The organism is Pseudomonas sp. M5 (assembly GCF_016907075.1).
GTDB classification, from domain to species: Bacteria; Pseudomonadota; Gammaproteobacteria; order Pseudomonadales; family Pseudomonadaceae; genus Aquipseudomonas; species Aquipseudomonas putida_E.
In genome coordinates this window covers 5,316,861-5,340,313 of sequence record NZ_JAFBBH010000001.1, presented here as the reverse complement: position 1 = coordinate 5,340,313, position 23,453 = coordinate 5,316,861, and the positions used below count along the sequence as shown (strand labels likewise).

18 protein-coding genes are annotated in these 23,453 nt (G+C 62.4%); 8 read left to right on the top strand and 10 right to left on the bottom strand.

Annotation, left to right across the window (positions count from 1 at the left end; translation table 11 throughout):
* Window positions 1-6 precede the first annotated feature (6 nt).
* Together JOE27_RS24280 and cobA are read left to right on the top strand one after the other, a co-directional pair.
* Window positions 7-1,674, top strand: a complete 1,668-nt coding sequence (locus JOE27_RS24280; protein WP_119688552.1) for a bifunctional protein-serine/threonine kinase/phosphatase — start codon at window positions 7-9, stop codon at window positions 1,672-1,674.
* A gap of 27 nt (window positions 1,675-1,701) precedes the next feature.
* Window positions 1,702-2,442 carry a uroporphyrinogen-III C-methyltransferase gene (gene cobA / locus JOE27_RS24275; RefSeq protein ID WP_204920569.1) on the top strand — a complete coding sequence of 247 codons (741 nt, stop codon included), beginning with the start codon at window positions 1,702-1,704 and terminating at the stop codon, window positions 2,440-2,442.
* A gap of 97 nt (window positions 2,443-2,539) precedes the next feature.
* Here cobA and JOE27_RS24270 read toward each other — a convergent pair whose 3' ends face one another.
* From JOE27_RS24270 to ppsA, 8 genes are all read right to left on the bottom strand, one after another.
* Window positions 2,540-3,577 carry an OmpA family protein gene (locus JOE27_RS24270; RefSeq protein WP_039603738.1) on the bottom strand — a complete coding sequence of 346 codons (1,038 nt, stop codon included), beginning with the start codon at window positions 3,575-3,577 and terminating at the stop codon, window positions 2,540-2,542.
* A 110-nt stretch (window positions 3,578-3,687) separates the two neighbouring features.
* Window positions 3,688-4,254 carry an RNA polymerase sigma factor SigX gene (gene sigX / locus JOE27_RS24265; RefSeq protein WP_039603739.1) on the bottom strand — a complete coding sequence of 189 codons (567 nt, stop codon included), beginning with the start codon at window positions 4,252-4,254 and terminating at the stop codon, window positions 3,688-3,690.
* Between the two features lie 113 nt (window positions 4,255-4,367).
* Window positions 4,368-5,192, bottom strand: a complete 825-nt coding sequence (locus tag JOE27_RS24260) for a mechanosensitive ion channel domain-containing protein (protein WP_012313513.1) — start codon at window positions 5,190-5,192, stop codon at window positions 4,368-4,370.
* 2 nt (window positions 5,193-5,194) lie between these two features.
* Window positions 5,195-5,458, bottom strand: coding sequence for a CrfX protein (locus tag JOE27_RS24255; protein WP_115275429.1), 264 nt, complete (start codon window positions 5,456-5,458; stop codon window positions 5,195-5,197).
* Window positions 5,459-5,570: 112 nt separating this feature from the next.
* On the bottom strand, window positions 5,571-6,566 hold the full coding sequence (locus JOE27_RS24250) for a zinc transporter ZntB (RefSeq protein ID WP_046786497.1): 996 nt from the start codon (window positions 6,564-6,566) through the stop codon (window positions 5,571-5,573).
* Between the two features lie 27 nt (window positions 6,567-6,593).
* Complete coding sequence (gene rraA, locus JOE27_RS24245; RefSeq protein ID WP_204920567.1) at window positions 6,594-7,085, bottom strand: ribonuclease E activity regulator RraA; 492 nt, start codon at window positions 7,083-7,085, stop codon at window positions 6,594-6,596.
* 139 nt (window positions 7,086-7,224) lie between these two features.
* A complete protein-coding gene (locus JOE27_RS24240; RefSeq protein WP_223255122.1) occupies window positions 7,225-8,217 on the bottom strand; it encodes an alpha/beta fold hydrolase in 993 nt (330 codons plus the stop codon).
* A gap of 101 nt (window positions 8,218-8,318) precedes the next feature.
* A complete protein-coding gene (ppsA, locus tag JOE27_RS24235) occupies window positions 8,319-10,694 on the bottom strand; it encodes a phosphoenolpyruvate synthase (protein WP_012313508.1) in 2,376 nt (791 codons plus the stop codon).
* 175 nt (window positions 10,695-10,869) lie between these two features.
* On the opposite strand from ppsA, the gene JOE27_RS24230 reads away from it, so the two are divergent.
* Window positions 10,870-11,688 (top strand): pyruvate, water dikinase regulatory protein, encoded by an 819-nt coding sequence (locus JOE27_RS24230; RefSeq protein ID WP_012313507.1) that lies wholly within the window; start codon window positions 10,870-10,872, stop codon window positions 11,686-11,688.
* 210 nt (window positions 11,689-11,898) lie between these two features.
* Here JOE27_RS24230 and JOE27_RS24225 read toward each other — a convergent pair whose 3' ends face one another.
* Window positions 11,899-16,764: an NAD-glutamate dehydrogenase gene (locus JOE27_RS24225; RefSeq protein ID WP_204920565.1), complete on the bottom strand. Its 4,866-nt coding sequence runs from the start codon at window positions 16,762-16,764 to the stop codon at window positions 11,899-11,901.
* A gap of 249 nt (window positions 16,765-17,013) precedes the next feature.
* On the opposite strand from JOE27_RS24225, the gene JOE27_RS24220 reads away from it, so the two are divergent.
* From JOE27_RS24220 to JOE27_RS24205, 4 genes are all read left to right on the top strand, one after another.
* Window positions 17,014-17,367, top strand: a complete 354-nt coding sequence (locus JOE27_RS24220; RefSeq protein WP_012313505.1) for a hypothetical protein — start codon at window positions 17,014-17,016, stop codon at window positions 17,365-17,367.
* A 167-nt stretch (window positions 17,368-17,534) separates the two neighbouring features.
* Complete coding sequence (locus tag JOE27_RS24215) at window positions 17,535-18,245, top strand: FadR/GntR family transcriptional regulator (RefSeq protein ID WP_012313504.1); 711 nt, start codon at window positions 17,535-17,537, stop codon at window positions 18,243-18,245.
* Window positions 18,246-18,349: 104 nt separating this feature from the next.
* Window positions 18,350-19,543, top strand: a complete 1,194-nt coding sequence (gene lhgO, locus JOE27_RS24210; protein ID WP_115275431.1) for an L-2-hydroxyglutarate oxidase — start codon at window positions 18,350-18,352, stop codon at window positions 19,541-19,543.
* Between the two features lie 44 nt (window positions 19,544-19,587).
* Window positions 19,588-20,916 carry an MFS transporter gene (locus JOE27_RS24205; RefSeq protein WP_012313502.1) on the top strand — a complete coding sequence of 443 codons (1,329 nt, stop codon included), beginning with the start codon at window positions 19,588-19,590 and terminating at the stop codon, window positions 20,914-20,916.
* A gap of 48 nt (window positions 20,917-20,964) precedes the next feature.
* On the opposite strand, the gene JOE27_RS24200 is transcribed toward JOE27_RS24205, so the two are convergent.
* Complete coding sequence (locus tag JOE27_RS24200; RefSeq protein WP_174141797.1) at window positions 20,965-22,272, bottom strand: DUF2235 domain-containing protein; 1,308 nt, start codon at window positions 22,270-22,272, stop codon at window positions 20,965-20,967.
* A gap of 219 nt (window positions 22,273-22,491) precedes the next feature.
* On the opposite strand from JOE27_RS24200, the gene JOE27_RS24195 reads away from it, so the two are divergent.
* Window positions 22,492-23,451, top strand: coding sequence for a MoxR family ATPase (locus JOE27_RS24195; protein WP_012313500.1), 960 nt, complete (start codon window positions 22,492-22,494; stop codon window positions 23,449-23,451).
* Window positions 23,452-23,453: the final 2 nt, after the last annotated feature.

The following is a 23,453-nucleotide window of genomic DNA, read 5'->3' as shown; positions in this document are numbered from 1 at the left end:
GAACCGATGAGCCTGCAACTGAGTTTCGCCCAGGCCAGCGCCACGGGGCCGCGCGAGGAGAACCAGGACGCCTTGCGCCTGGTCACCCCGGCGCCGGAGCTTGCCGCCAGCAAGGGTTACCTGTTCGCCCTTGCCGACGGCGTCAGCCAATGTGCTGACGGCGGCCTTGCAGCACGTGCCAGCTTGCAGGCCCTGGCCATGGATTACTACGCCACCCCCGCCACCTGGGGCGTGGCGCAGGCACTGGACCGCCTGCTGTCGGCACAGAACCGCTGGCTGCGCGCTCAGGGCAGCCAGCCGCTCCTGACCACGCTCAGCGCGCTGGTGCTGCGCGGACGCCGCTTCACCCTGGCACACGTCGGCGACTGCCGCGCCTATCGCTGGCACGACGGCCGCCTGCAGTGCCTGAGTGAAGACCATGTGTGGGACCAACCCGGCATGCAGCATGTGCTCAAACGCGCACTGGGCCTGGACCAGCACCTGCTGGTGGACTACCTGGACGGTGAGCTGCAGCCCGGCGAGTGCTACCTGTTGCTCAGTGACGGCGTCTGGGCCAGCCTGGGTGACCAGCACATCCAGGCCGTACTGCGCGAGCAGCCCGACCTGCAACTGGCCGCCGATACACTGGTCGCCAGCGCCCACCACAATGGCAGCCAGGACAATGCCAGCGCCCTGCTGGTACGGGTCGAGCGCGTGGGCACGGCCAACCTTGGCGATACCCTGGTTCAACTGCAGCAATGGCCCTTACCCCGCGAACTGCGCGAAGGCCAGGCAATCGATGGCTGGCAGATCGAGGCGCGCCTGGCACAAAGCCGCCAATCGCTGTTGTACCGCGTGCGCGACAGCCAGGGCCAGCCGTGGCTACTGAAAACCTTGCCCGCGGAACGCGAACAAGAGCCGGGCGCTGCCCAGGCGCTGTTGCTTGAGGAATGGTTCCTGCGCCGCGTAGCCGGCCGCCATTTCCCCGAACTGCACGCCGCCAGCCAGCGCCAGCACCTGTATTACGTGATGCGCGAGCACAGCGGCCGAACCCTAGCCGCCCAGCTGGCCGAGCAGGGCCCGTTGCCACTGGCACAGTGGCTGGAAGTGGCCCGCCAGTTACTGCAGGCCGTTGGTGTGCTGCACCGACGCAACCTGCTGCACCGTGACATCAAGCCCGACAACCTGCACCTGGGCGAAGACGGCCAACTGCGCCTGCTGGACTTCGGCCTGGCGTACTGCCCAGGGCTGTCCGAGGACCCGCGCCACGAACTCCCCGGCACGCCTTCGTACATCGCCCCGGAAGCCTTCGACGGCCAGCCGCCGAGCCCGCGCCAAGACCTCTACGCAGTGGGTGTGACGCTCTACCACCTGTTGACCGGGCATTACCCCTATGGCGAGGTCGAAGCTTTCCAGCGCCCGCGCTTTGGCCAATCGGTCAATGCCGCGCGCTATCGCCCCGACTTGCCGGAATGGCTGCAGCACAACCTGCAGCAAGCCGTGGCCACGGACCCGGCGCAGCGCTTCGAAACCGCTGAACAGTGGTTGCTGCTGCTCGAACGGGGTGACCGCCAGGCGCTCAACAGCCATCCACGCCCACTGCTTGAACGGGAGCCACTGAAGGTCTGGCGCACCCTGGCCCTGCTGTCCCTGCTGCTCAACCTGATACTGCTGTTCAGCCTGTTCAAGGGCTGAGCACGCCTTGCCGATGAGGAAACCCTGATGAATGCGAAAGTCTGGCTGGTCGGTGCCGGCCCTGGTGACCCCGAACTGCTCACCCTGAAAGCCGTGCGTGCGCTGCAACAGGCCCATGTAGTGATGATCGACGACCTGGTCAACCCGGCCGTGCTGGAACACTGCCCGCAGGCACGGGTGATCGCCGTGGGCAAACGGGGTGGCTGCCGCTCCACGCCCCAGGCGTTCATTCAGCGCCTGATGCTGCGCCACGCACGGCAGGGCCGCTGCGTTGTGCGGCTCAAAGGCGGCGACCCGTGCATTTTTGGCCGTGGCGGTGAGGAGGCCTTGTGGCTGCAAGGGCATGGCATCGAGGTGGAGGTGGTAAACGGTATTACTGCAGGCCTGGCAGGCGCGACCCAGTGTGGCATTTCGCTTACCTCACGCGGGATCAGCCGTGGCGTGACACTGGTGACCGCGCACACCCAGGATGACAGCGAGCTGAACTGGACGGCGCTGGCACAGGGTGGCACGACCCTGGTGGTGTACATGGGGGTAGCGAGGCTGGAGCAGATTCGCCAGGGCTTGCTGGACGGCGGCATGGCGCCGGGGATGCCGGTGGCGATGATCGAGAATGCGTCACTGCCCGGGCAACGCGAGTGCCGCAGCGACTTGCGGGGGATGCTGGAGGATGCGCGGGCGTTCGGCTTGCGCAGCCCGGCAATCCTGGTGATTGGCGAGGTGGCAGGGAACCTGGAGGTCCATCAGCGGATGGCGGCAGCCGGATGACGCGGTGTTCATCGGCTTAATGCCTTGCCTGGAAACTACATGCTCCAGACACGAAAAACCCGGCCGAGGCCGGGTTTTTCAGTGAAGCTTCAACCAATTACTTGGCTTGGGCTTCTACCTGAGCTTCAACGCGACGGTTGACAGCACGGCCTTCTTCGGTGGCGTTGTCGGCAACCGGACGGGTTTCGCCGTAGCCAACCGAGTCAACACGAGTCGACTCAACACCGTACTGCTGGGTCAGCACGTCTTTGACGGCGTTGGCACGACGCTCGGACAGCTTCTGGTTGTAAGCGTCTGGGCCCACGGAGTCAGTGTGACCTTCAACCACGGTGGTGGTCTGTGGGTACTGCTTCATGAAGTCAGCCAGGTTCTTGATGTCGCCGTAGCTGTTAGGCTTGACGACCGACTTGTCGAAGTCGAACTTGACGTCCAGCTCAACGCGAACGACTTCGGCAACAGCCGGGCAGCCATCAGCGTCAACGGTAACGTTGGCTGGGGTGTCTGGGCACTTGTCGACGTTGTCGCAAACGCCATCGTTGTCGCTGTCGGAGCAGACTTCAGCAACTGGAGCAGGAGCCGGGGCAACTTTGCCACCGCTGCCACCGAAGTTCAGACCCACACCAACGGTCGGGCCCCACTCGGTGTTGCCGTTGTCGATGTTGTACATGGCTTCTACGCCGGCACGGGCGAAGAACATGTCGGTGATGTACCACTTGGCGCCAGCGCCAACGTTGGCGAAGGTGGAGTGGTCACGGCCGCTACGAGTGGCCTGGCCCAGGCTCTCGTGAGCGAAACCAGCGGAAACGTACGGACGCAGCGCGTCGCCTACGGTACCGAAGTGGTAGGTAGCGTCGAGCTTGGCTTTGGAACCTTTGATGTCTTTGTTGAAGACTTCGCCACGAGCGTTGTGGGTCTCGTTGTAGCCCAGGTCCAGGGAGACGTCGTCGGTCAGGAAGTAACCGAGGCGAACACCAGGGTTGGTGCCGTCGTTCTGGAAGTTACGCTCGCTGTCGTAGTACTGCTTGGTCACGTTGCCTTCGATTTCGACAGCGCCTTGGCCTTGTGCCAGAACGCCGAACGAAGTAGCAGCAACGAGCGAGCCAATGGCCAAGCCCAAGGTGTTTTTCAATTTCATCCGTTAAATCCCCATCTGGTGATAGTTAAGCAGTCCCACCAAAATCCGGCGGACAACTCGACGGCAAGTCTAGCAGAACTTGCCGATTCGTTAGAGATATTCGCAAGGGGCTAAGTTTCATCCATACCTGCAAATTTCTCTCTAAGCTTGTCCAGCGCGCGCTTGTAGCGCATTTTCGTTGCGCTCAGACCCATGTGCATGATATCCGCGATCTCCTGAAATTCCAGTTCCGCAACAAATCGCAGCACCAGAATTTCCCGGTCGATCGGGTTCACGTACACAAGCCATTTGTCCAGGCCACCCTTTTCTTCGGGTTTGGGTGCCTTGTCTTCAGACGCCTCTTCAACAGGGTCAAGACTCAAGGCATCCATCAACCGACGTTTGCGGCGCTCCTTGCGGTACTGGGTAATGCACTCGTTATAGGTAATGCTGTAGAGCCAGGTCTTGAACTTGGATTTACCCTCGAAGTTCTTCAGACCGTAAAGCACCTTGAGCATCACCTCCTGACAGACATCGTCAGCATCCCGGTCGTTCCCCAAATAACGCGCGCACACGTTGAACAGGGTCCGCTGGTAGCGCCGCATGAGCTCTTCATAGGCGCGGGTAACGTGATACAGCTCCTCATGCGAACGCGCCACCAACTCCTCGTCGGTGAGCTCGCGCGGGTCGTAACGCATGGGCGGCGAATGAACTTTATTCAAAACGGATCTGGCCGACAGTCAGGTCAATGTCGCCGCTCGGCCACGTGGGCGGATTTCTGCGGCGGCATACATTAACAGCTTTTGGACAATTAGCGGCTATTGACGCGTTGCTCGAGCAGCACACGATTAGACAACGACACCAGTTCGCCATCATCGGTCAGCAACGTCGTCTTTACCGTGCCGATCTCCTCGATCTGCCCCTCGACCTCTCCAATCCGCACCTGCTGGCCGACCTGGTAAAGCTCACGCACATAGATACCGGCCAGAATCTGCCCAGCGATTTCGCGACTGCCGAGCCCCATCGCAAGCGCAACGGCCAGACCAACGGTAATCAGCCCGATCACGATCACGTGGTTGAGCAGGTCGGTCTTGACCTCGAGCTGGCTGATCGCCACCGAAATACTGATGATGATCACCAGGCCTTGGGTAATGCGCCCAAGGCCTGCGGAATACTCAAGGCCGATACCTTCGGCAGCGCCACGCACCAGGCCGTTGGCCACTTGCGCCAGCAGCACGCCAACCAGCAACACCAAGGCCGCACCAAATACCTTTGGCAGGTAGAGGGCAAGCATGTCGAGGGTTGCGGAGACGCGCTCGAGGCCTAGCGATTCGGCAGCAGAGACCAGGAAAATCAGCAGTACGAACCAGTAGACGATCTTGCCGATCAAGGTCGAGATCGGCACCTGAATGCCGCCACGGCTGAGCATTTTGGTCAAGCCGGTACCGGCCATCAGGCGATCCAGACCAAACTTGGCCAGCAGCTTGGACAACAGCGTATCGAGCAGCTTGGCCACCACGAAACCGAGCAGCACCACGACCAGCGCGCCGAACAGGTTGGGGATGAAGTTCGCCACCTTGGTCCATAGGGCGGTCATGGCAGTGACCAGGCTCTGGGTCCAGAGATCGAGTTCCATATTCAATCGGCCTTATCAGCTTTGCTGCCGTCGGCAGCGTTACGGGCAGAAGTGCGGCGCACCGGCGCGACATGCGCCGAGCCATTGTTCACGGCGATCAGCAGCGCCTGGCTCCAGCGGCCAAGCAGGCTGAACAGGTCACCGGCGCCAACCTGGCGGTTGGCGGTTTTCAGCACGCGACCCAGGCACGCAGCGTCGTCACGGTCCTCACCGGACGGCGACGCGTTGAGCAGGTCACGCAGGGATTGTTCAAACGGATCGTGCATGTGCACCTCGCGCAATGTCAGTCAGAGACGAGAGCGACAGACGCCGGGTCACACTTCGGCTCATGTGGCGGCCGGCTTGCCAGCGACAGGGCCGGTACATTCCAATAAGCATTCAAACCCACCGCAGCCTTCGGAACAGCCACCACTGCCCCACCGCAAGCCCGAGCACGACGATACAGGCAAACAGGAAACCATAGGGGTTTTCCGCCCCCGGAATGCCGCCGACATTGATCCCCAGCAACCCGGTGACGAAGCTCATGGGCAGGAAAATGCAGGTGATGATGCCGAAGCGGTACATGGTCCGGTTCATCCGCTCGCTGCGCCGCCGGTCCTCGCTTTCCAGCACCAGCGCGGCCCGCTCACGGGCCAGCTCCAGTTCTTCCAGGTAGCGGATCAGGCTGTTGTTCAGCTCGTTCCAGTAGTCTGCGTCCGCATCGGCGAACCAGCTCCAGCGGCTGCGCGACAGCTGGGCATAGATCTCCCGCTGCGGGGCGAGAAAACGCCGCAGGCCGGCGGCTCGGCGACGAATCTGCTGCAAGCTGCCGTGCTCAGGGCTGTACCGTTCGTCGGATTCAACCTTTTCTTCCTCCAGATCGACCAGCTCCGACAGATCGTTGACCAAACCCTGCACTTTCTCGGTGAGCAATTCGCCCATCAGCAGCAGCAACTCGGACGCCGATCTGGGCCCCCTGCCCTCGTCCAGCAGACGGAGAATTTCGTCACTGGCGCGCAAAGGCCGCAAGCGCAGCGAAATGACCCGCCGCGCCTGGGCGAAAATACGTACCGATACCATGTCTTCAGGCTCGGCGCCCGGGTTGAGGTTCACCCCACGCAAGAACAACAGCAGCTGTTCATCGGCCAGCGGCAACAGGCGCGGACGGGTGTTTTCCTCCAGCAGCAGGTCGCAGGCGAACTCACTCAGGCCGCTCTCTTGCTGCAGCCAGGTACGGGTCTGGGGATGACTGCGATCCCAGTGCAGCCACAGGCTTTGCTGTGGCTGCAACTGCAGATCGTCCAGCTCGGTCCGGGGGATCGAGCGCGCGCCGCCTTTACCATCGAGCACCAGGGCGTGCACCAGCCCCCACTGCGCGTTGTCTTCCTCGAACATCAAAGCTCCATCAGCGCGTGCGGCGCATCACTGCGGCATTTCCAGCGGGCTTGGCGAGACGATCACACCATTGTTGTCGGCATACACATACTCGCCAGGGCGGAACGTCACGCCGGCGAAGGTCACAGCCACATTGAGGTCGCCGATACCGCGCTTGTCGGTCTTCATCGGATGGCTGGCCAGCGCCTGCACACCGACGCTGGTCTGGATCAGCACATCGACGTCACGCACGCAGCCATAGATCACCAGGCCTTCCCAGCCGTTCTTGGCAGCCTTTTCGGCAAGCATGTCACCGAGCAATGCACAGCGCAGCGAACCACCGCCATCAACCACCAGAACCTTGCCCTTGCCGTCGAGCTCAACCTGCTCTTTGACCCGCGAATTGTCCTCGATGCACTTGATGGTAACGATCTGGCCACCAAATGAATCGCGGCCACCGAAGTTGCTGAACATCGGCTCCAGCACCTGGACCAGGTCCGGGTAGGCGTCGCACAGGTCGGGCGTTACGTAATGCTGCATGGGAAGCTCCTGTCAGTCACAACGAAAGCGGGTGTCTGCCAAGGCTACACCGGGGAGGCAGTCGCAGTCATCCGGGACTGCTCGGTCATCTGTATTTCGCCTGTCGTAGCCCAAGCGGGCCACGACACCCAGCAGAAAATCAGCTGACCGTGACTGGCTCCGTAACCACGGTCGCCCCATGCACCGGCAGCAACGGCTGGCGCAACCAGCGTTGCACCAATGGCCACACCTGCGCCTGCGCCGCCTTGCTCACCAGCATGTCGACATGCCCGAACGCCTCGAAGCCTTCCTCGCGCCCCAGCCTGAGGAACTGCTTGCGCTCGCCACCCAACTGATCGAACAGCTTGCGACAAGCCCACACCGGGTCCTGGAAGTCTCCCGCGCCAGCCACTGCCAGCACCGGCACATCCACCTCGGCAAGCCCCGCCCACCAGTCACTGTCCTCGTCACCAAAACGGCCAAACAGGCCGTGCCAACGCATGCTTTCCAGCGCCAGGCCTATCGGCTCATCCTCAGGCCCGCGCTTGAAGCGCGGGCCGGAAATCTGCCCCCAACGCCTGAGCAGCAGCTTTGCGCCCCAGGTCAGGGGTGGCACCTTCAACGGCCAGTACACCCGGCTGATCTGGGTACCGAAAAACGCGGCACTGGCGACCTGCCCGGACTGCAGAAAACCACCGCCAAGCGCTGCCGCCAAGGTGGTACCGCCAAGCGAATGGCCTATCCAGTGGGGGGCTGAACCGGACTGTTCTTCAACGAAGGCCGCGATCAGCGGCAAGTCATAGCGGGCATAGTCAGCGACCCGGTTGTGCCGCCACTTGTGGTTGCGCGGCGACAACCCGTGGCCACGCATTTCCGGGATCCAGACATCGAAGCCCGCACGTGCAAGGTAAGCCCCCAGGCCAATGCCCTTGGGCGAATACCAGAAACGCCGATTGGAGAAACTGCCATGCAGGAGAATAACCGGCACGCCTTGGGCGCCACCCTGGTCGGCCAGCCCCAGGCGGGTCACGGCCAGTTCGACGCTGGGGTCAGGGCTGTTGCCGGCCTTGATCCGGTAGACGTCTTCACTGAGATCACCGCGGCGCTCGGCACTGAGCAAGGCCACGGGGAATAGAACACTGCTGCTTTGCATAAGGTTGCTTGATGCACAAAAAAGGGCGGGATCCATCACTGGAACTCGCCCTGGAAAAAACCAGGCGGGGGCACGCCAGACGCGCCCCCGCATTTCATCTATCAGACCGCGCCCTGGCCCTCGGCCAGGAAGAACCAGGTCTCGAGTACCGAGTCGGGGTTCAGCGACACGCTTTCGATGCCTTGCTCCATCAGCCACTTGGCGAGGTCCGGGTGGTCCGACGGGCCCTGACCGCAAATACCGATGTACTTGCCAGCCTTGTTGCACGCCTGGATGGCATTGGCCAACAGCTTCTTCACCGCCGGGTTACGCTCGTCGAACAGGTGGGCGATGATACCCGAGTCGCGGTCCAGGCCCAGGGTCAGCTGGGTAAGGTCGTTGGAACCGATGGAGAAGCCGTCGAAGTACTCGAGGAATTCTTCAGCCAGGATGGCGTTGGACGGCAGCTCGCACATCATGATCACGCGCAGGCCATTGTCGCCACGGGCCAGGCCGTTTTCAGCCAGCAGGTCGACCACTTGGCTGGCTTCGCCCAAGGTGCGCACGAACGGCACCATGATCTCGACGTTGGTCAGGCCCATCTCGTTACGCACGCGCTTCAGTGCACGGCATTCGAGCTCGAAGCAGTCACGGAACGACTCGCTGATATAGCGCGAAGCACCGCGGAAGCCCAGCATCGGGTTTTCTTCTTCCGGCTCGTACAGTTTGCCGCCGATCAGGTTGGCGTACTCGTTGGACTTGAAGTCCGACAGGCGCACGATGACCTTTTTCGGGTAGAAGGCCGCCGCCAGGGTGCTGATGCCCTCGACCAGCTTCTCGACATAGAAGCCGACCGGGTCGTTGTAACCGGCGATGCGCTTGTCGACGCTTTCTTTGAGCTCCGGCGGCAGGCCGGCGTAGTTCAGCAGCGCCTTGGGGTGCACGCCGATCATGCGGTTGATGATGAACTCAAGGCGCGCCAGGCCGACACCGGCGTTGGGCAACTGGGCGAAATCGAAGGCGCGGTCCGGGTTGCCGACGTTCATCATGATCTTGAACGGCAGGTCGGGCATGGCATCGACCGAGTTCTGCTTGACGTCAAAGCCCAGTTCACCTTCAAAAATGAAGCCGGTATCGCCTTCGGCGCAGGACACGGTCACGCCCTGGCCATCCTTGAGCAGCTGGGTGGCGTTGCCACAACCTACCACTGCCGGAATACCCAGCTCGCGGGCGATGATCGCCGCGTGGCAGGTACGCCCGCCGCGGTTGGTGACGATGGCGCTGGCGCGCTTCATCACCGGCTCCCAGTCCGGGTCGGTCATGTCGGAGACCAGCACGTCGCCCGGCTGCACCTTGTCCATCTCGGACACGTCCTTGATCACGCGGACCTTGCCCGCGCCGATGCGCTGGCCGATCGCACGGCCTTCAACCAGTACGGTGCCCTTCTCCTTGAGCAGGTAACGCTCCATGACATTGGCGCTGGCGCGGCTTTTCACGGTTTCAGGGCGGGCCTGCACGATGTAGAGCTTGCCGTCGTCACCGTCCTTGGCCCATTCGATGTCCATCGGGCGCTGGTAGTGCTGCTCGATGATCATGGCCTGCTTGGCCAGCTCGCTGACCTCGGCGTCGGTCAGGCAGAAGCGCGCACGTTCGGCACGGTCGACTTCGACGGTCTTGACCGAGCGACCGGCCTTGGCCTCGTCGCCGTAGATCATCTTGATCGCCTTGCTGCCCAGGTTGCGGCGCAGGATGGCCGGGCGGCCGGCCTGCAGGGTGTTTTTGTGTACGTAGAACTCGTCAGGGTTGACCGCACCCTGCACCACGGTTTCGCCCAGGCCGTAGGCGCCGGTAATGAATACCACATCGCGGAAACCCGACTCGGTGTCGAGGGTGAACATGACACCGGCGGTGCCGGTTTCAGAGCGGACCATGCGCTGCACGCCGGCCGACAGGGCCACCAGCTTGTGGTCGAAGCCCTGGTGCACGCGGTAGGCGATGGCGCGGTCGTTGAACAGCGAGGCGAACACTTCCTTGGCCGCGCGGATCACGTTATCGACGCCACGGATGTTGAGGAAGGTTTCCTGCTGGCCGGCAAAAGAGGCATCCGGCAGGTCTTCAGCGGTGGCCGAGGAACGCACGGCGACGGCCATGTTGTCGTTGCCAGCGGCCATCTCGGCAAAGGCCGTACGGATTTCCGAATCCAGTCGAGCCGGGAACTCGGCCTCCATGACCCACTGGCGAATCTGCGCGCCGGTCTTGGTCAGGGCATTGATGTCATCGACATCCAGCGCGTCGAGCGCGGCGTGAATGCGGTCGTTCAGCCCGCTTTGCTCGAGAAAATCACGGTACGCCTGAGCCGTAGTGGCAAAGCCGCCCGGCACCGACACGCCGGCACCGGCGAGGTTACTGATCATCTCGCCCAGGGATGCGTTCTTGCCCCCCACATGCTCCACATCATGGACGCCGAGCTTATCGAGGGAAACTACGTACTCTACCAAGGTGATCTCTCCACTAACTGTATTGGAAAAGCTCAAGGGCGCCCGCCTGCCTTTTGACTGGGCCGGACGCTTGTGGCCTGTACCTGGAAAATAAGTGAGAATGCCGACAGCCGCATTCGGCAAACCGAACTTATCATATCCAAGAAACGTCATCAGCTTAAGGCCCAGATCGCAAATGAAACGAACCGCGTTCTTCATCTCCGATGGCACCGGCATCACTGCCGAAACCCTGGGCCAAAGCCTGCTCGCGCAATTCGATAGCATTCCATTCAACAAATTCACCCGTCCGTACATCGACACGCCGGACAAGGCGCGCACGATGGTGCAGCAAATCAATGCCGCCGCCGAGCGCGACGGCATGCGCCCGATCATCTTCGACACCATCGTCAATCAGGACATCCGCGAGATCCTGGCGACGTCGAACGGCTTCATGATCGACATCTTTTCGACGTTTTTATCCCCGCTCGAGCAGGAATTGACTGCCCATTCGTCGTATTCCGTCGGCAAGTCCCACTCCATTGGCGGTAATTCCAACTACATGGAGCGCATCGAGGCGGTGAATTTCGCGCTCGACAACGACGACGGCGCGCGCACCCATTATTACGACAAGGCCGACCTGATCCTGGTCGGCGTATCGCGTTGCGGCAAGACCCCGACCTGCCTGTACATGGCGATGCAGTTCGGCATTCGCGCGGCCAACTACCCGCTCACCGAAGACGACATGGAGCGCCTGCAGCTGCCGGCGGTGCTCAAGAAGCATCACAACAAGCTGTTCGGCCTGACCATCGACCCCGACCGCCTGACCGCCATCCGCCACGAGCGCAAGCCCAACAGCCGTTATTCGAGCTTTGCCCAGTGCGAGTTCGAGGTACGCGAGGTCGAGAGCCTGTTCCGGCGGGAGAACATCCCCAACATCAACTCCACGCATTTTTCGGTGGAGGAGATATCGGCAAAAATCCTGGTGGAAAAAGGCGTGGAGCGGCGGTTCAAATAACACACGGCCCCGTAGGAGCGGCCTTGTGTCGCGAAAGGGGTGCGCAGCGCCCCCGCAATTCATGCATCAGGCTGATATTGCCGGGGCCGCTACGCGACCCTTTCGCGACACAAGGCCGCTCCTACCTGGGGGCCGATCATCCGTAAGGCGGGCGCCAGCATGAAAAAGCCCCGGCATCACTGCCGGGGCTTTTTCATTTCAGCTGTCCGATCAGGACGGCACCGCCACCACCTGCCCGCTCATCGCCAGGTCGACCAGCTCGCGGTTAGCCACCGCGTACATCGCATAGTCGGTACCCGTCGCATTGCGCAGGTCGTCGAGCATGGCACGCCAGCGCTCGACCATTACCCGATGTTGCTCGGCCCACAGCGCCACGCGGGCATCCATGTCTTGCGGGGCATCGACCATCTGCAGCACCGAGATGGTGATGGCCCGTTGCTGCAGGTCGATATCGTCGCGGAACGCCTCGCGGGCCAGGGCCTGCCAGTTGTTCTCCACCGGCAGGTTGCTGATTTCCTGCAAGTACCAGGTCAAGTCCAGCGCACTGCCCACGGCGAAGAACGCCTTGGCCACCTGGGCCGGCTCATGCCCGGTCACGTCTGCCGCCTCGATGATCGGCAGCAACGTGTACAGGTGGCTGGTGCCTGCCACCATGCGTGCGAGCAACTCCGGCACGCCGGCATCGACGAAGCTCTGATAGCGGACCATCCAGCGTTCGCGGGTCGGGCCCTCCAGCAGTTCGTCGAGCTTGAGCCCCAACTGGGCGATTTTCGGCCCGAAGTGCGCGGTGTCGCGCCCGGCATCCTGCTCGTTGCGCCGGCTGCGCAGGAACCAGCGGGTCGCGCGGCGCCCCAGACGCATCAGCTCGTCCATCAGGGTCAGCTGGATTTCCGCCGGCACCTGGTAGTCCAACGCCTCTATCTGGCGGAACCAGTGCGGCAGATGGAAGATGTCACGCACGATCACATAGGCCCCGGCAACATTGGCCGGGCTCATGCCGGTCGACTCTTTCAGCCGCTGGACGAAGGTGATGCCCATGTTGTTGACCAGGTCGTTGGCGATCTGGGTACTGACGATCTCGCGCTTGAGGCGGTGGCGGCGCATGGCTTCGCCGAACTTGCTGACCAGCGACGGCGGGAAGGCGGTTTCCATGTCGCGGGTCAGGTAGTCATCGTCCGGCACCAGCGACTTGAGCAACTGCTCCTTGAGGTCGATCTTGCTGTAGGAAATCAGCACTGACAGCTCGGCACGGGTCAGGCCCTGGCCGGCCGCCAGGCGATCGGCCAACTGCTCCTCGGTCGGCAGGAACTCGATGGCACGGTCCAGCTTGCCACGGCTCTCGAGGTCGGCCATCAGGCGCTTGTACTCGGCGATCCGCTCGCGGGCGCGACGCGCCGCCAACGAAAGCGCCTGGGTCTGCTTGTAGTTGTTGCCAAGCACCAGCCCGCCCACTTCATCGGTCATGCTGCCAAGCAGCTGGTTGCGCTGCTTCTCGGTCATGTCGCCACCCTGCACCACTTCGTTGAGCAGGATCTTGATGTTGACCTCGTGGTCGGAGCAGTCCACCCCACCGGCGTTGTCGATGAAGTCGGTATTGGTGGCACCGCCGTTGAGGCCGAACTCGACACGGCCGAGCTGGGTCATGCCGAGGTTGCCGCCCTCGCCCACCACCTTGCAGCGCAGTTCGTTGCCGTTGACCCGCAACGCGTCATTGGCCTTGTCGCCGACATCGGCGTGGCTTTCGCTGCTGGCCTTGACGTAGGTACCGATGCCCCCGTTCCACAGCAGGTCTACCGGTGCCTTGAGCAATGCATGCAGCAGCTCGGTCGGTGTCAGCCGGTCGGCCTCGATGGCGAAGCGTTCCTTCATTTGCGGCGTGATGGCGATGCTCTTGGCACTGCGCGGGAAGATCCCGCCGCCTTCGGACATGATGCTGGTGTCGTAATCGCTCCAGGCCGAACGCGGCAAGTCGAACAGCCGCTGGCGCTCGGCGAAGCTGCTGGCCGGGTCCGGGTTCGGGTCGATGAAGATGTGCAGGTGGTTGAACGCCGCTACCAGTTGCAGCTTGTCGGACATCAGCAGGCCGTTGCCGAACACGTCACCGGCCATGTCACCGACGCCGATGACGGTGATCGGGTCCTGCTGCACATTGATGCCGCGCTCGCGGAAGTGGCGCTGCACGCCCACCCAGGCACCACGGGCGGTAATGCCCATCTTCTTGTGGTCGTAGCCGGCAGAGCCACCCGAGGCGAAGGCATCGCCCAGCCAGAAGCCGTAATCGATGGCGATGCCGTTGGCGATGTCGGAGAAGGTCGCGGTGCCCTTGTCGGCCGCCACCACCAGGTACGGGTCATCGTCATCGTGACGCACCACGTTGGCCGGTGGCACCACGCCGCCGTCCTTGAGGTTGTCGGTAATGTCGAGCAGGCCCGAGATGAATATGCGGTAGCAGGCCACGCCTTCGGCGGCGATTTCGTCACGCGTGCCGCCCAGCGGCAAACGCCGTGGCAGGAAGCCGCCCTTGGCACCGACGGGCACGATCACCGAGTTCTTCACCTGCTGGGCTTTGACCAGCCCAAGCACCTCGGTACGGAAGTCCTCTTCACGGTCCGACCAGCGCAGGCCACCGCGTGCCACATTGCCGAAGCGCAGGTGCACACCCTCGACCCGTGGCGAATAAACGAAGATCTCGAACTTGGGTACCGGTTTGGGCAGCTCGGGGATCAGCTTGGGGTTGAACTTGAAGCTGAAGTACGACTTGCTCTGGCCGTTGGCATCAGGCTGGTAGAAGTTGGTGCGCAGGGTGGCCTTGATCAGGTCCAGGTAGCGGCGCAGGATGCGGTCCTCGTTGAGCACCTGGACATCGTCCAGGGCGCTGAGGATGGCTTGTTCCAGGCGTTGCTGCTTGTCGTCCAGGTCATCGGCAGTGAGCTTGCGCGCCAGGTAGAAGCGGGTCTTGAACAACCGGGTCAGCTCACGGGCGATGTCGGTGTGGTTGTTCAGCGTGCTGGCGATGTAGCCAAGGTCGAAGCCCAGGCGGATCTGCTTGAGGTAGCGGGCATAGGCGCGCAGCAGCGCCACGTCGCGCCATGGCAGGCCGGCGGTGAGCACCAGGCGGTTGAACGCGTCATTCTCGGCATCGCCCTGGACGATATGGATGAACGCGTCCTGGAGCACGTCGTTGAGTTGCTGGATGTCCAGGCTCAAGCCTTCGCTGTAAGTGAAGGCGAAATCGTGGATCCAGTATTCACGACCACTGGCGTGGCGCAAGCGATAGGGGAACTCGCCCAGCACACGCAGGCCAAGGTTTTCCAGGATCGGCAGCACGTCCGACAACGCCAATGGCGTGTCCGCGTGGTACAGCTTGCAGTGCAGCAAGCGTTCGCCCAGACGCGTCAGCGGCTGGTAGAAGCTCATCGCCAGCGGCTTGCTTTCGGACAGGGCCAGCACATGTTGCAGGTCGACCACCGCAGAATGGGCGGCAAAGCGCTCACGGTAGCCGGCCGGGAAACCTTTGGGGAAATCGGCGAGAATATTGGTGCCCTGGGCTTCACCGAAGTTCTCCACCACCAGCGCGGCGTAGTCGTCATGCCACGAGCGGCAGGCCTGGATCACTTCGTTTTCCAGTTGCTGCGGGTCGATGGCGATACGGTTCTTCGGATCGACGCGCAAAATCAGCTGCACGCGTGCCAGCACCGATTCGGAGAAGAACGTCCAGAACTCGCAGTCGCTGGCCTTCAGGCGCTCCATCAGCACCTGCTGGATCTTCTGCCGCACTTCGGTGGAGTAGATTTCCCGTGGCACGTAGGCCAGGCAGTAGCAGAAGCGCCCGTACGGGTCCTTGCGCAGGAACACACGGATCTTGTTGCGCTCCTGGATCTGCACGATCGACATCACCGTGCTGAACAGCTCGTCGACCGGGGTCTGGAACAGATCGTCGCGTGGCAGCACTTCGAGTACCTGGGCCAGTTCCTTGCCCAGGTGTGCCTTGGCGTCGAAGCCGGAGCGGCGCTCGACCTCGGCGACCTTGACCCGGATGTATGGAATGGCGTGCACGCTCTCGCCGTACACCGACGAGGTGTAAAGGCCCATGAAGCGGTGTTCCTTGAGCACCTTGCCATCGGCGTCCAGCTGGCGGATCGAGACGTAATCCGGGTAGGCCGGGCGGTGGACCCGGCTGGGCAGTGCAGCCTTGGCGAACGACAACAGCAGCGGCTCTGCAAGGTAAGCCACCGCGTAGTCTTCGATACGCAGCTCTTCAGGCGTCAGGCCCACACGCAAGCGGCGCGGCAAGCCCAGGAACGACTGCTCGTCGTAGACCATCTGGCCGCCGGCGCTGTCGGCCTGCACGGTGAATTCTTCATAACCGAGGAAGGTGAAGTGGTTGTCCAGCAGCCACTCGAGGAACGCCTTGACCTCACCCTTTTCGTGGTGCGCTGGCGCAAACGCGGTTTGCTCCACCTGCGCCATGACTTCCTGCAGCTTGGCTTTCATCGGCTCGAAATCGGCCACCGCCACCCGCACCTCGGCCAGCACCTGCTCGATTTCGCGGGTGAGCACCGTCAATTCGGCAGCGTTGGCGCAGCGGTCGATCTCCAGGTACATCAGCGATTCATGGCACACACCCTCGCCCTGGGTACCCTTGGGCAACAGTTCGAGCAGATTGCCCTTGGCGTCACGACGCACGCTCAGCACCGTGGTCTGCAGCGTGTGAATGCTATAGCCGCGGCGGTTGAGCTCGGTACGTACCGAATCCACCAAGAACGGCAGGTCATCGTGCAGCACCTCGACCACGGTGTGGGTCGACTGCCAGCCATTGCGCTCGTAATCGGGGTTGTACACCCGCACCTGCGGATGCGCGGGGTCGAAGCGCTCGATGATGCGCCAGGCGGAAAGGGTACAGCCGGCCAGGTCCGACAGCCTGCGCTGGGTGAGCTCGTCCATGGAAATGATGCCGAAGAACTGTTCGGCGAACAGCGCCACTTGTGGCAGTGACTGCTCGCTGATGTGCTGCGCCAGGGCCGCTTGCAGTTGATGCTGGAAGTCGGCTTTGCTGGCTGCGGTGAAGAACGCCATCTGTGGTACTCCGCTTGGGCTTTGTAATAATTGAAGCGTCGCGTACATCCGACGATCACGGATCAACGATAGCCAACCCGTGGCAAGCCGGACGGTAATGTTCAGGGCTCGCGGAAGCTTAACGACTGATCGGTCATTACCGCTTGCAGCGCTGCGACAATTTCGGTCAAGGGGGGGAAACTTTACGTTTATCGATGCCCCCAAGGCTGTCAGAATTCACTTTCGTTTCCATTGACCCGAGCCGCCTTCATGCAAATCAACACCGCCCTGCTGTTCGCCACCCCTTGCGATGACGAGGAAGACAACATGGCGACCTTGTGCTGCCACAGCGACAAGGGGCAGATGTTCCTGCTCACCCGCTACCCGGATGAGGACACCGTGGACCTGACCCTGGACGATGAACCGTCGACGCTCGATGGCCTGAAGGTGACCCTGAGCGCAAAGCGCCTGCTGATCGAAGTGGCGGCCGGGGATCGAGATGCGTTGAAGGGTGACGAAACGCTGGAGATCGTGCTGACATCGGCAGGGACTGACCTGGAAGAGGTCGAACTGACCTTGCGCAACATTCTGGAGGGGACAGGGACCTTCGTCAGCGAGCTCTGAAAGCCTGCCTGACGCGGCCGTCCAACCGCGGAGCGGTGGCTTCTCTGCGCGAGACGGCTCACCGGTGCGAGGGCCATGCCTGGCAACGCACACCTGATCGAAACGATTGACATCCCATACCCGCTACAGGCATTGTCTGACAACCTGACCACTAGGCAATCGCTTCCATGCTAGAACTCCAGCGCCCCGACACTCTGGTCGAACGGGTTGTCAGCGCCATCCGTGCAGAAATCGATTCCGGTCGCCTGGCCGCCGAAGCGCGCCTGCCCACTGAACAGCAACTGGCTGAACAACTGAACGTCAGCCGCTCGGTAGTGCGCGAAGCGGTAGCGCAGCTCAAGGCCGATGGCGTGCTGATCGCCCGCCGCGGGCTTGGCTCCTATATCTCGAAAACCCCCGGGGGCACGGTGTTCCGCTTCCCCGGCAGTACCGGTCGCAAACCCGACCTGGTGCAGATGTTCGAAATGCGCCTGTGGATCGAAACCCAGGCAGCGGCCATCGCCGCGCGCCGACGTGACGAACACGATCTGGCGAACATGGCCCAGGCCCTGCAGGAGATGCTCGACAAACGCAGCGACTTCGCCACTGCCTCGGCAGCTGATGTGGCCTTCCACAGGGCCATCGCCGAAGCCAGCAAGAACGATTACTTCGTGGCCTTCCATGACTTTCTCGGCGGCCAGTTGGCCAATGCACGGCGCACCGCCTGGGAAAACTCCGCAGCCCATTCGGTGGGCGGCTCGGCCGAAGCCAATCGCGAACACCAAGCGCTTTATCAGGCCATCGCCGACGGTGACCGCCAAAGGGCTGCGGCGTGTGCCGAAGCGCATCTGCGCGCCTCTGCCAAACGCCTGAAAATAGAACTACCTGCACTCGACTGATACCCAGAGCTTGCTGCGACCCGGCAAGCTCTTTTTTTTACGCATCCATTAGTCTGACAACCTGATAAGCAGATCCACCGACAAGAATCCCAAGGTACCCCTGCATGACATACGACTACTGCATCATCGGCGGCGGCATCGTCGGCCTGGCCACCGCGATGGCCCTGCTCCAACAACGCCCCGGGGCGTCATTGCTGATACTGGAAAAGGAGTCCAGCCTCGGCCGCCACCAGACGGGCCACAACAGTGGGGTGATCCATGCGGGCATTTACTATGCCCCGGGTAGCCTCAAGGCCGAGTTGTGCAAGCGTGGAGCCCTGGCGACCAAGGATTTTTGCCGCGAGCACGGCATTGCCTTCGATGTCTGCGGCAAACTGCTGGTGGCGTCCAACCCGCTGGAAATGCAGCGCATGCAGGCGCTGTACGAGCGTTCACAGCTCAACGGGCTGAAGGTCGAGCGGTTGGACGCCAGTGAACTCAGGCGCCGCGAACCCAATATCGCAGGCCTTGGTGCGCTGTTCGTCGATGCCACCGGCATCGTCGACTACAAGCAGGTGTGCGATGCCATGGCCAAGGTCATCGAGCAGGCCGGCGGCGAAGTGCGCCTGGCCACCACCGTGCAGGCCATCCGCGAGTTTGGCGATCATGTCGAAGTGTGCGATCACAGCCAGACCTGGCATGCCCGCCAGCTGGTCGCCTGCGCCGGCCTGCAATCCGACCGCCTGGCGCGCCTGGCCGGGGTAAAGATCGACCACCAGATAATCCCATTCCGCGGTGAGTACTATCGCCTGCCAGCCAGCAAGAACCAGATCGTCAACCACCTTATCTACCCGATTCCTGACCCACAGCTACCGTTCCTCGGTGTACACCTGACGCGCATGATCGACGGCAGTGTCACCGTCGGCCCCAACGCCGTGCTGGGTTTTGGCCGGGAAAACTACCGCAAGTTCGCGGTGAACTGGCGCGATGTGGCCGAGTACGTGCGCTTCCCTGGGTTCTGGAAAACGATCTGGAACAACCTCGGCTCCGGCACCACCGAGATGAAGAACTCGCTGTTCAAGCACGGCTACCTGGAGCAGTGCCGCAAGTACTGCCCGTCGCTGCAGGCCGGCGACCTGCTGCCCTTCGAGGCAGGCATCCGTGCCCAGGCCGTGATGCGCGACGGCACCTTGGTCCACGATTTTCTGTTCGCCGAGACCCCGCGCATGGTGCATGTCTGCAATGCACCGTCACCGGCTGCCACCTCGGCGATCCCCATCGGCCAGATGATCGCTGAAAAGATCCTCAAGGCCAGCTGAACCCTGCTGCACACCCCAACTACAAAGACAATAAGGAACATCAGATGTCGGTACACGAGGCGGCCCCGGCCGCGAGCGAGACACCAGCACAGAAACGCAAGCGCCTGCGCAAGGTGGCGGCGGCAACCATCTTCGGTTCGATGCTGGAGTGGTATGACTTCTACCTCTACGCGACCATGGCGGCGATCGTGTTCTCGAAGATTTTCTTCGATGCCAGCAACCCGGCAGTGGCTTCACTGCTGGCGTTCTCCACGTTTGCCATCGGTTTTGTCGCGCGCCCATTCGGCGGGGTTCTGTTTGGCTACCTGGGCGACCGCTTCGGCCGCAAGCATGTACTGGTTATCACGTTCTGCATGATGGGTGTGTGCACCGCGCTGATCGGTCTGATCCCCAGCTACGCCTCGATCGGTATCTGGGCACCGATTCTGCTGGTAGTGATCCGCATCATCCAGGGCCTGGGCGCCGGTGCAGAGCTGTCCGGGGCGGCCGTCACCTCCTACGAACATGCCAGCGAAGGCAAGCGCGGCAGCCAGGGCGCTTGGCCAGCACTGGGGCTCAACCTGGGCTTGCTGCTGTCGTCGCTGACCGTTTACCTGCTGACCATGAACGGCAACGAGTTTCTCCTCGCCGGTGGCTGGCGCATTCCGTTCATCGCCAGCATCGCCCTGGTGGCGATCGGCCTTTGGGTGCGTAAGAGCATTCCTGAGACACCGGACTTCAAAGAACTCGACAAGGCCGATGCCAAACCGCAGGAGTCACCGCTGAAACTGCTGTTCAGGAACGATCTCAAAGGCTTGGCCGTGGTGTTTTTCGTGGCCATCGGCTACAACGCTCTGAGCTACATATTCAAGACGTTCTCGCTGGCATACCTGACTCAGTTCAAAGGTGTCGAGGCACATGTCACCTCCCTGTCGGTGACCATCGCCAGCCTGGTGGCGATCTTTGCCGTACCGTTCTTCGGCTGGCTGTGCGACCGCTGGAGCAGCAAGACCGTGTTGATGCTCGGCGGCGTGCTGTCGGCGCTGTTTGCTTATCCATTCTTGCAGTTGCTGAGCAGCGGTGAGCCAACACTGATCTATGTGGCCATTGCCATCGGCACCGGCCTCCTCGCGCCAATGATGTTCGCCCCCCAGGGCTCGTTCCTTAGCCGGCAGTTCCCGACCCAGACGCGCTCTTCCGGTTTCGGCACCGGGCGCGAGATTGGCACTGCAGTGGCCGGCGGCCTGGCGCCCCTGGGCGGCCTTGCCTTGGTGGCGAACTCGGCGACCCACTCCACCGACGGCGTGGCTTTGATCCTGGCGGTTTCCGGTGTGCTGGTGGTGGTGTTTGCCTTGTGTGACCAAGGCCGCAAGCACTCCAGTTCGAAAAACTGACCCGGGCCGGCCTGCACATCGATAATGGTGGGCAGGCCGGCACCCGCATCAGCCAACCGGGTTCTTGTGCAGCACCCTGCCCGCCTTGCCCGGCCGGTCGATGTAAAACGCGTCCAGCGCACTGTTATCCAGCCCTTTCACTGCGTTCCAGTGCGCCGATGTGTGCACATACTTTGCCTGCAGCAACGCTCGTTCCTGGGGCGTCAGGCGCAGTTGCGCACATTGCCCGAGGGCAAACTCATGCAGTTTGCGGCTGACAGGCAGCAACTCTGCCGGCAGGTGATGCGCATCGTCACTGCCCAAGGGAGCGAACGGTACGCCACCGCGCACGGCCAGTTCACGCATGATGCTGAGGTAGACACGTGACAGGTGGCCACTGACTTCACGTTCTCGGTACACAGCGGCATACACCTGCTTTTCCGGGTCATCACGCCTGGCTCGGCTGCCTTCGATCGGCACCTCCCAGCTGAGCAGCGTTGGCCGCGGATCGACCAGGCCGGCAAAAGTCGAGGTCAGCAGCCCATTGACCGCCGCATGGGCGCTTGTGCATTCGGCCGGCGTCGTCCGCGCGACCCGGCTCGACTGCGGTTTGCACAAAAGAACCTGCTCACGCATGTGCTCACGATAACCGCCACCGATATTCGAGTGCACACCCGGCACGACTATGTCGTTGTCGCTGCGCACCAGCGGGAAGTTGTGGCGCTGCTCATCGCCGGCCACCAGTTGCACCACCTGCCGGGCGACAAGTGTGTCCAGCCCGAGACGCAAACCGCCGTATTGATCGCTGGCAGGGTCGAAGCTGCCTTGCAAAGGTGCAACGATTGCCGCCACCGTATCGAACAGACCAATGAAATTGATCGCCCGGGGCCCGTGCAGCTCAGCCGGCAAGCCCGCCTCCTCCTTGCCCAGCCGATTGGCCAGATGCCTGGCCGCCGCAGCACCTCGACTGAAACCGAACAGGTCGAATTCGATGCACTTGGGTACAACCTGCGGATGCTCAGCCCGATAATCGCGCAGCTGCCTGCCAACCTCCACCAGCGCCTGATCTACCCGGGCCGCCACCCCCGCGCTTCCACGCCCCGTCGCCTGGGCGAAGGACGAGTCAGGCGCACCGTGTGTTGTACCGATACCTTCCACATAAACGCTGAAATGAACCTGACCTTGCACAGGCCCGGAGGGATAAAGCGCGTGCAGCAGGGCAATGTTACTGCGGGCATTGGCGTAACTACCCCCTGCGCAAGCGCGGCCGGTGGAAGCCAAGGGTGCAGCGTTGCCCTGATTGTTGCCGGTGCCATCGAAAAAAACGCCCACCCGCAGGGTGACCGGGGCAGGTATACCGTACTGCTTGCTCATCATCATGCTCCTTCATGATTCGAAGAGCACAAGCAAGCGACAGATCACCGCCACCGGGAATCGGAGAACACCTGAAACGCACGCGGATATTCCACCGCTTCAATGCGCATAAAAAACCGGGGCGTAATTGGTCGCCACCCCCCGGATAGATTAAAGTATCCACCCCTGCCAGGTCCGTCGCGCTCCGCGCCCGCCCTGGCCCAATCCCAGGAACCGCCGCCGATGGAACACCGTGAAGCGCTGATCGCGCTACGCACCTTTCTTTCCTCCCAGATCCTAGGCCAGGAAAAACTGGTCGAGCGGCTGTTGATCGTGCTGCTGGCCGACGGCCACATGCTGGTCGAGGGCGCCCCGGGCCTGGCCAAGACCAAGGCCATCAAAGAGCTGGCCGAAGGTGTCGAAGCGCAGTTCCATCGCATCCAGTTCACCCCTGATCTGCTCCCGGCCGACATTACCGGCACAGAAATCTACCGCCCGGAAACCGGCAGCTTCGTGTTCCAGCAGGGGCCGATCTTCCACAACCTGGTGCTGGCTGACGAAATCAACCGGGCACCGGCCAAGGTGCAGTCGGCGTTGCTCGAGGCGATGGCCGAACGCCAGGTCAGTGTCGGGCGCAGTACCTATGACCTGTCGCCGCTGTTTCTGGTCATGGCCACGCAAAACCCGATCGAGCAGGAAGGCACCTACCCGCTGCCGGAGGCCCAGCTCGACCGTTTCCTGATGCACGTGAAGATCGGCTTCCCCGATGCGGCGGTGGAGCGACGCATTCTGGCCCAGGCCCGCGGTGAAGCGCTGGGTGGCGAAGTCAAACCTGAACGGCGTGTCAGCCAGCAGGCCATCTTTGCCGCACGCAAGGAAATCCTTGGCCTGTACATGGCCGACGCGGTGGAGGAATACCTGGTGCAACTGGTCATGGCCACGCGCACACCGGCCAAGTTCGATACCGAGCTGGCCGACTGGATCGCCTATGGCGCCAGCCCACGCGGCTCCATCGCCCTGGATCGTTGTGCGCGGGCGCATGCCTGGCTGGCCGGGCGCGACTTCGTCAGCCCCGAGGACATCCAGGCCGTGCTGTTCGACGTGCTGCGCCACCGCATCATCCTCTCCTTCGAAGCCGAAGCGGCAGGGATCGACCAGGACCGCGTGGTCCAGCGCATCCTTGACGTCGTCGCCGTTGCCTGAGC

Coding starts and splice junctions, on each gene's coding strand:
- JOE27_RS24280 (WP_119688552.1), top strand. CDS start 7: ATGAGCCTGCAACTGAGTTTCGCCCAGGCCAGCGCCACGGGGCCGCGC.
- cobA (WP_204920569.1), top strand. CDS start 1,702: ATGAATGCGAAAGTCTGGCTGGTCGGTGCCGGCCCTGGTGACCCCGAA.
- JOE27_RS24270 (WP_039603738.1), bottom strand. CDS start 3,577: ATGAAATTGAAAAACACCTTGGGCTTGGCCATTGGCTCGCTCGTTGCT.
- sigX (WP_039603739.1), bottom strand. CDS start 4,254: ATGCGTTACGACCCGCGCGAGCTCACCGACGAGGAGTTGGTGGCGCGT.
- JOE27_RS24260 (WP_012313513.1), bottom strand. CDS start 5,192: ATGGAACTCGATCTCTGGACCCAGAGCCTGGTCACTGCCATGACCGCC.
- JOE27_RS24255 (WP_115275429.1), bottom strand. CDS start 5,458: ATGCACGATCCGTTTGAACAATCCCTGCGTGACCTGCTCAACGCGTCG.
- JOE27_RS24250 (WP_046786497.1), bottom strand. CDS start 6,566: ATGTTCGAGGAAGACAACGCGCAGTGGGGGCTGGTGCACGCCCTGGTG.
- rraA (WP_204920567.1), bottom strand. CDS start 7,085: ATGCAGCATTACGTAACGCCCGACCTGTGCGACGCCTACCCGGACCTG.
- JOE27_RS24240 (WP_223255122.1), bottom strand. CDS start 8,217: ATGCAAAGCAGCAGTGTTCTATTCCCCGTGGCCTTGCTCAGTGCCGAG.
- JOE27_RS24230 (WP_012313507.1), top strand. CDS start 10,870: ATGAAACGAACCGCGTTCTTCATCTCCGATGGCACCGGCATCACTGCC.
- JOE27_RS24225 (WP_204920565.1), bottom strand. CDS start 16,764: ATGGCGTTCTTCACCGCAGCCAGCAAAGCCGACTTCCAGCATCAACTG.
- JOE27_RS24220 (WP_012313505.1), top strand. CDS start 17,014: ATGCAAATCAACACCGCCCTGCTGTTCGCCACCCCTTGCGATGACGAG.
- JOE27_RS24215 (WP_012313504.1), top strand. CDS start 17,535: ATGCTAGAACTCCAGCGCCCCGACACTCTGGTCGAACGGGTTGTCAGC.
- lhgO (WP_115275431.1), top strand. CDS start 18,350: ATGACATACGACTACTGCATCATCGGCGGCGGCATCGTCGGCCTGGCC.
- JOE27_RS24205 (WP_012313502.1), top strand. CDS start 19,588: ATGTCGGTACACGAGGCGGCCCCGGCCGCGAGCGAGACACCAGCACAG.
- JOE27_RS24200 (WP_174141797.1), bottom strand. CDS start 22,272: ATGATGAGCAAGCAGTACGGTATACCTGCCCCGGTCACCCTGCGGGTG.
- JOE27_RS24195 (WP_012313500.1), top strand. CDS start 22,492: ATGGAACACCGTGAAGCGCTGATCGCGCTACGCACCTTTCTTTCCTCC.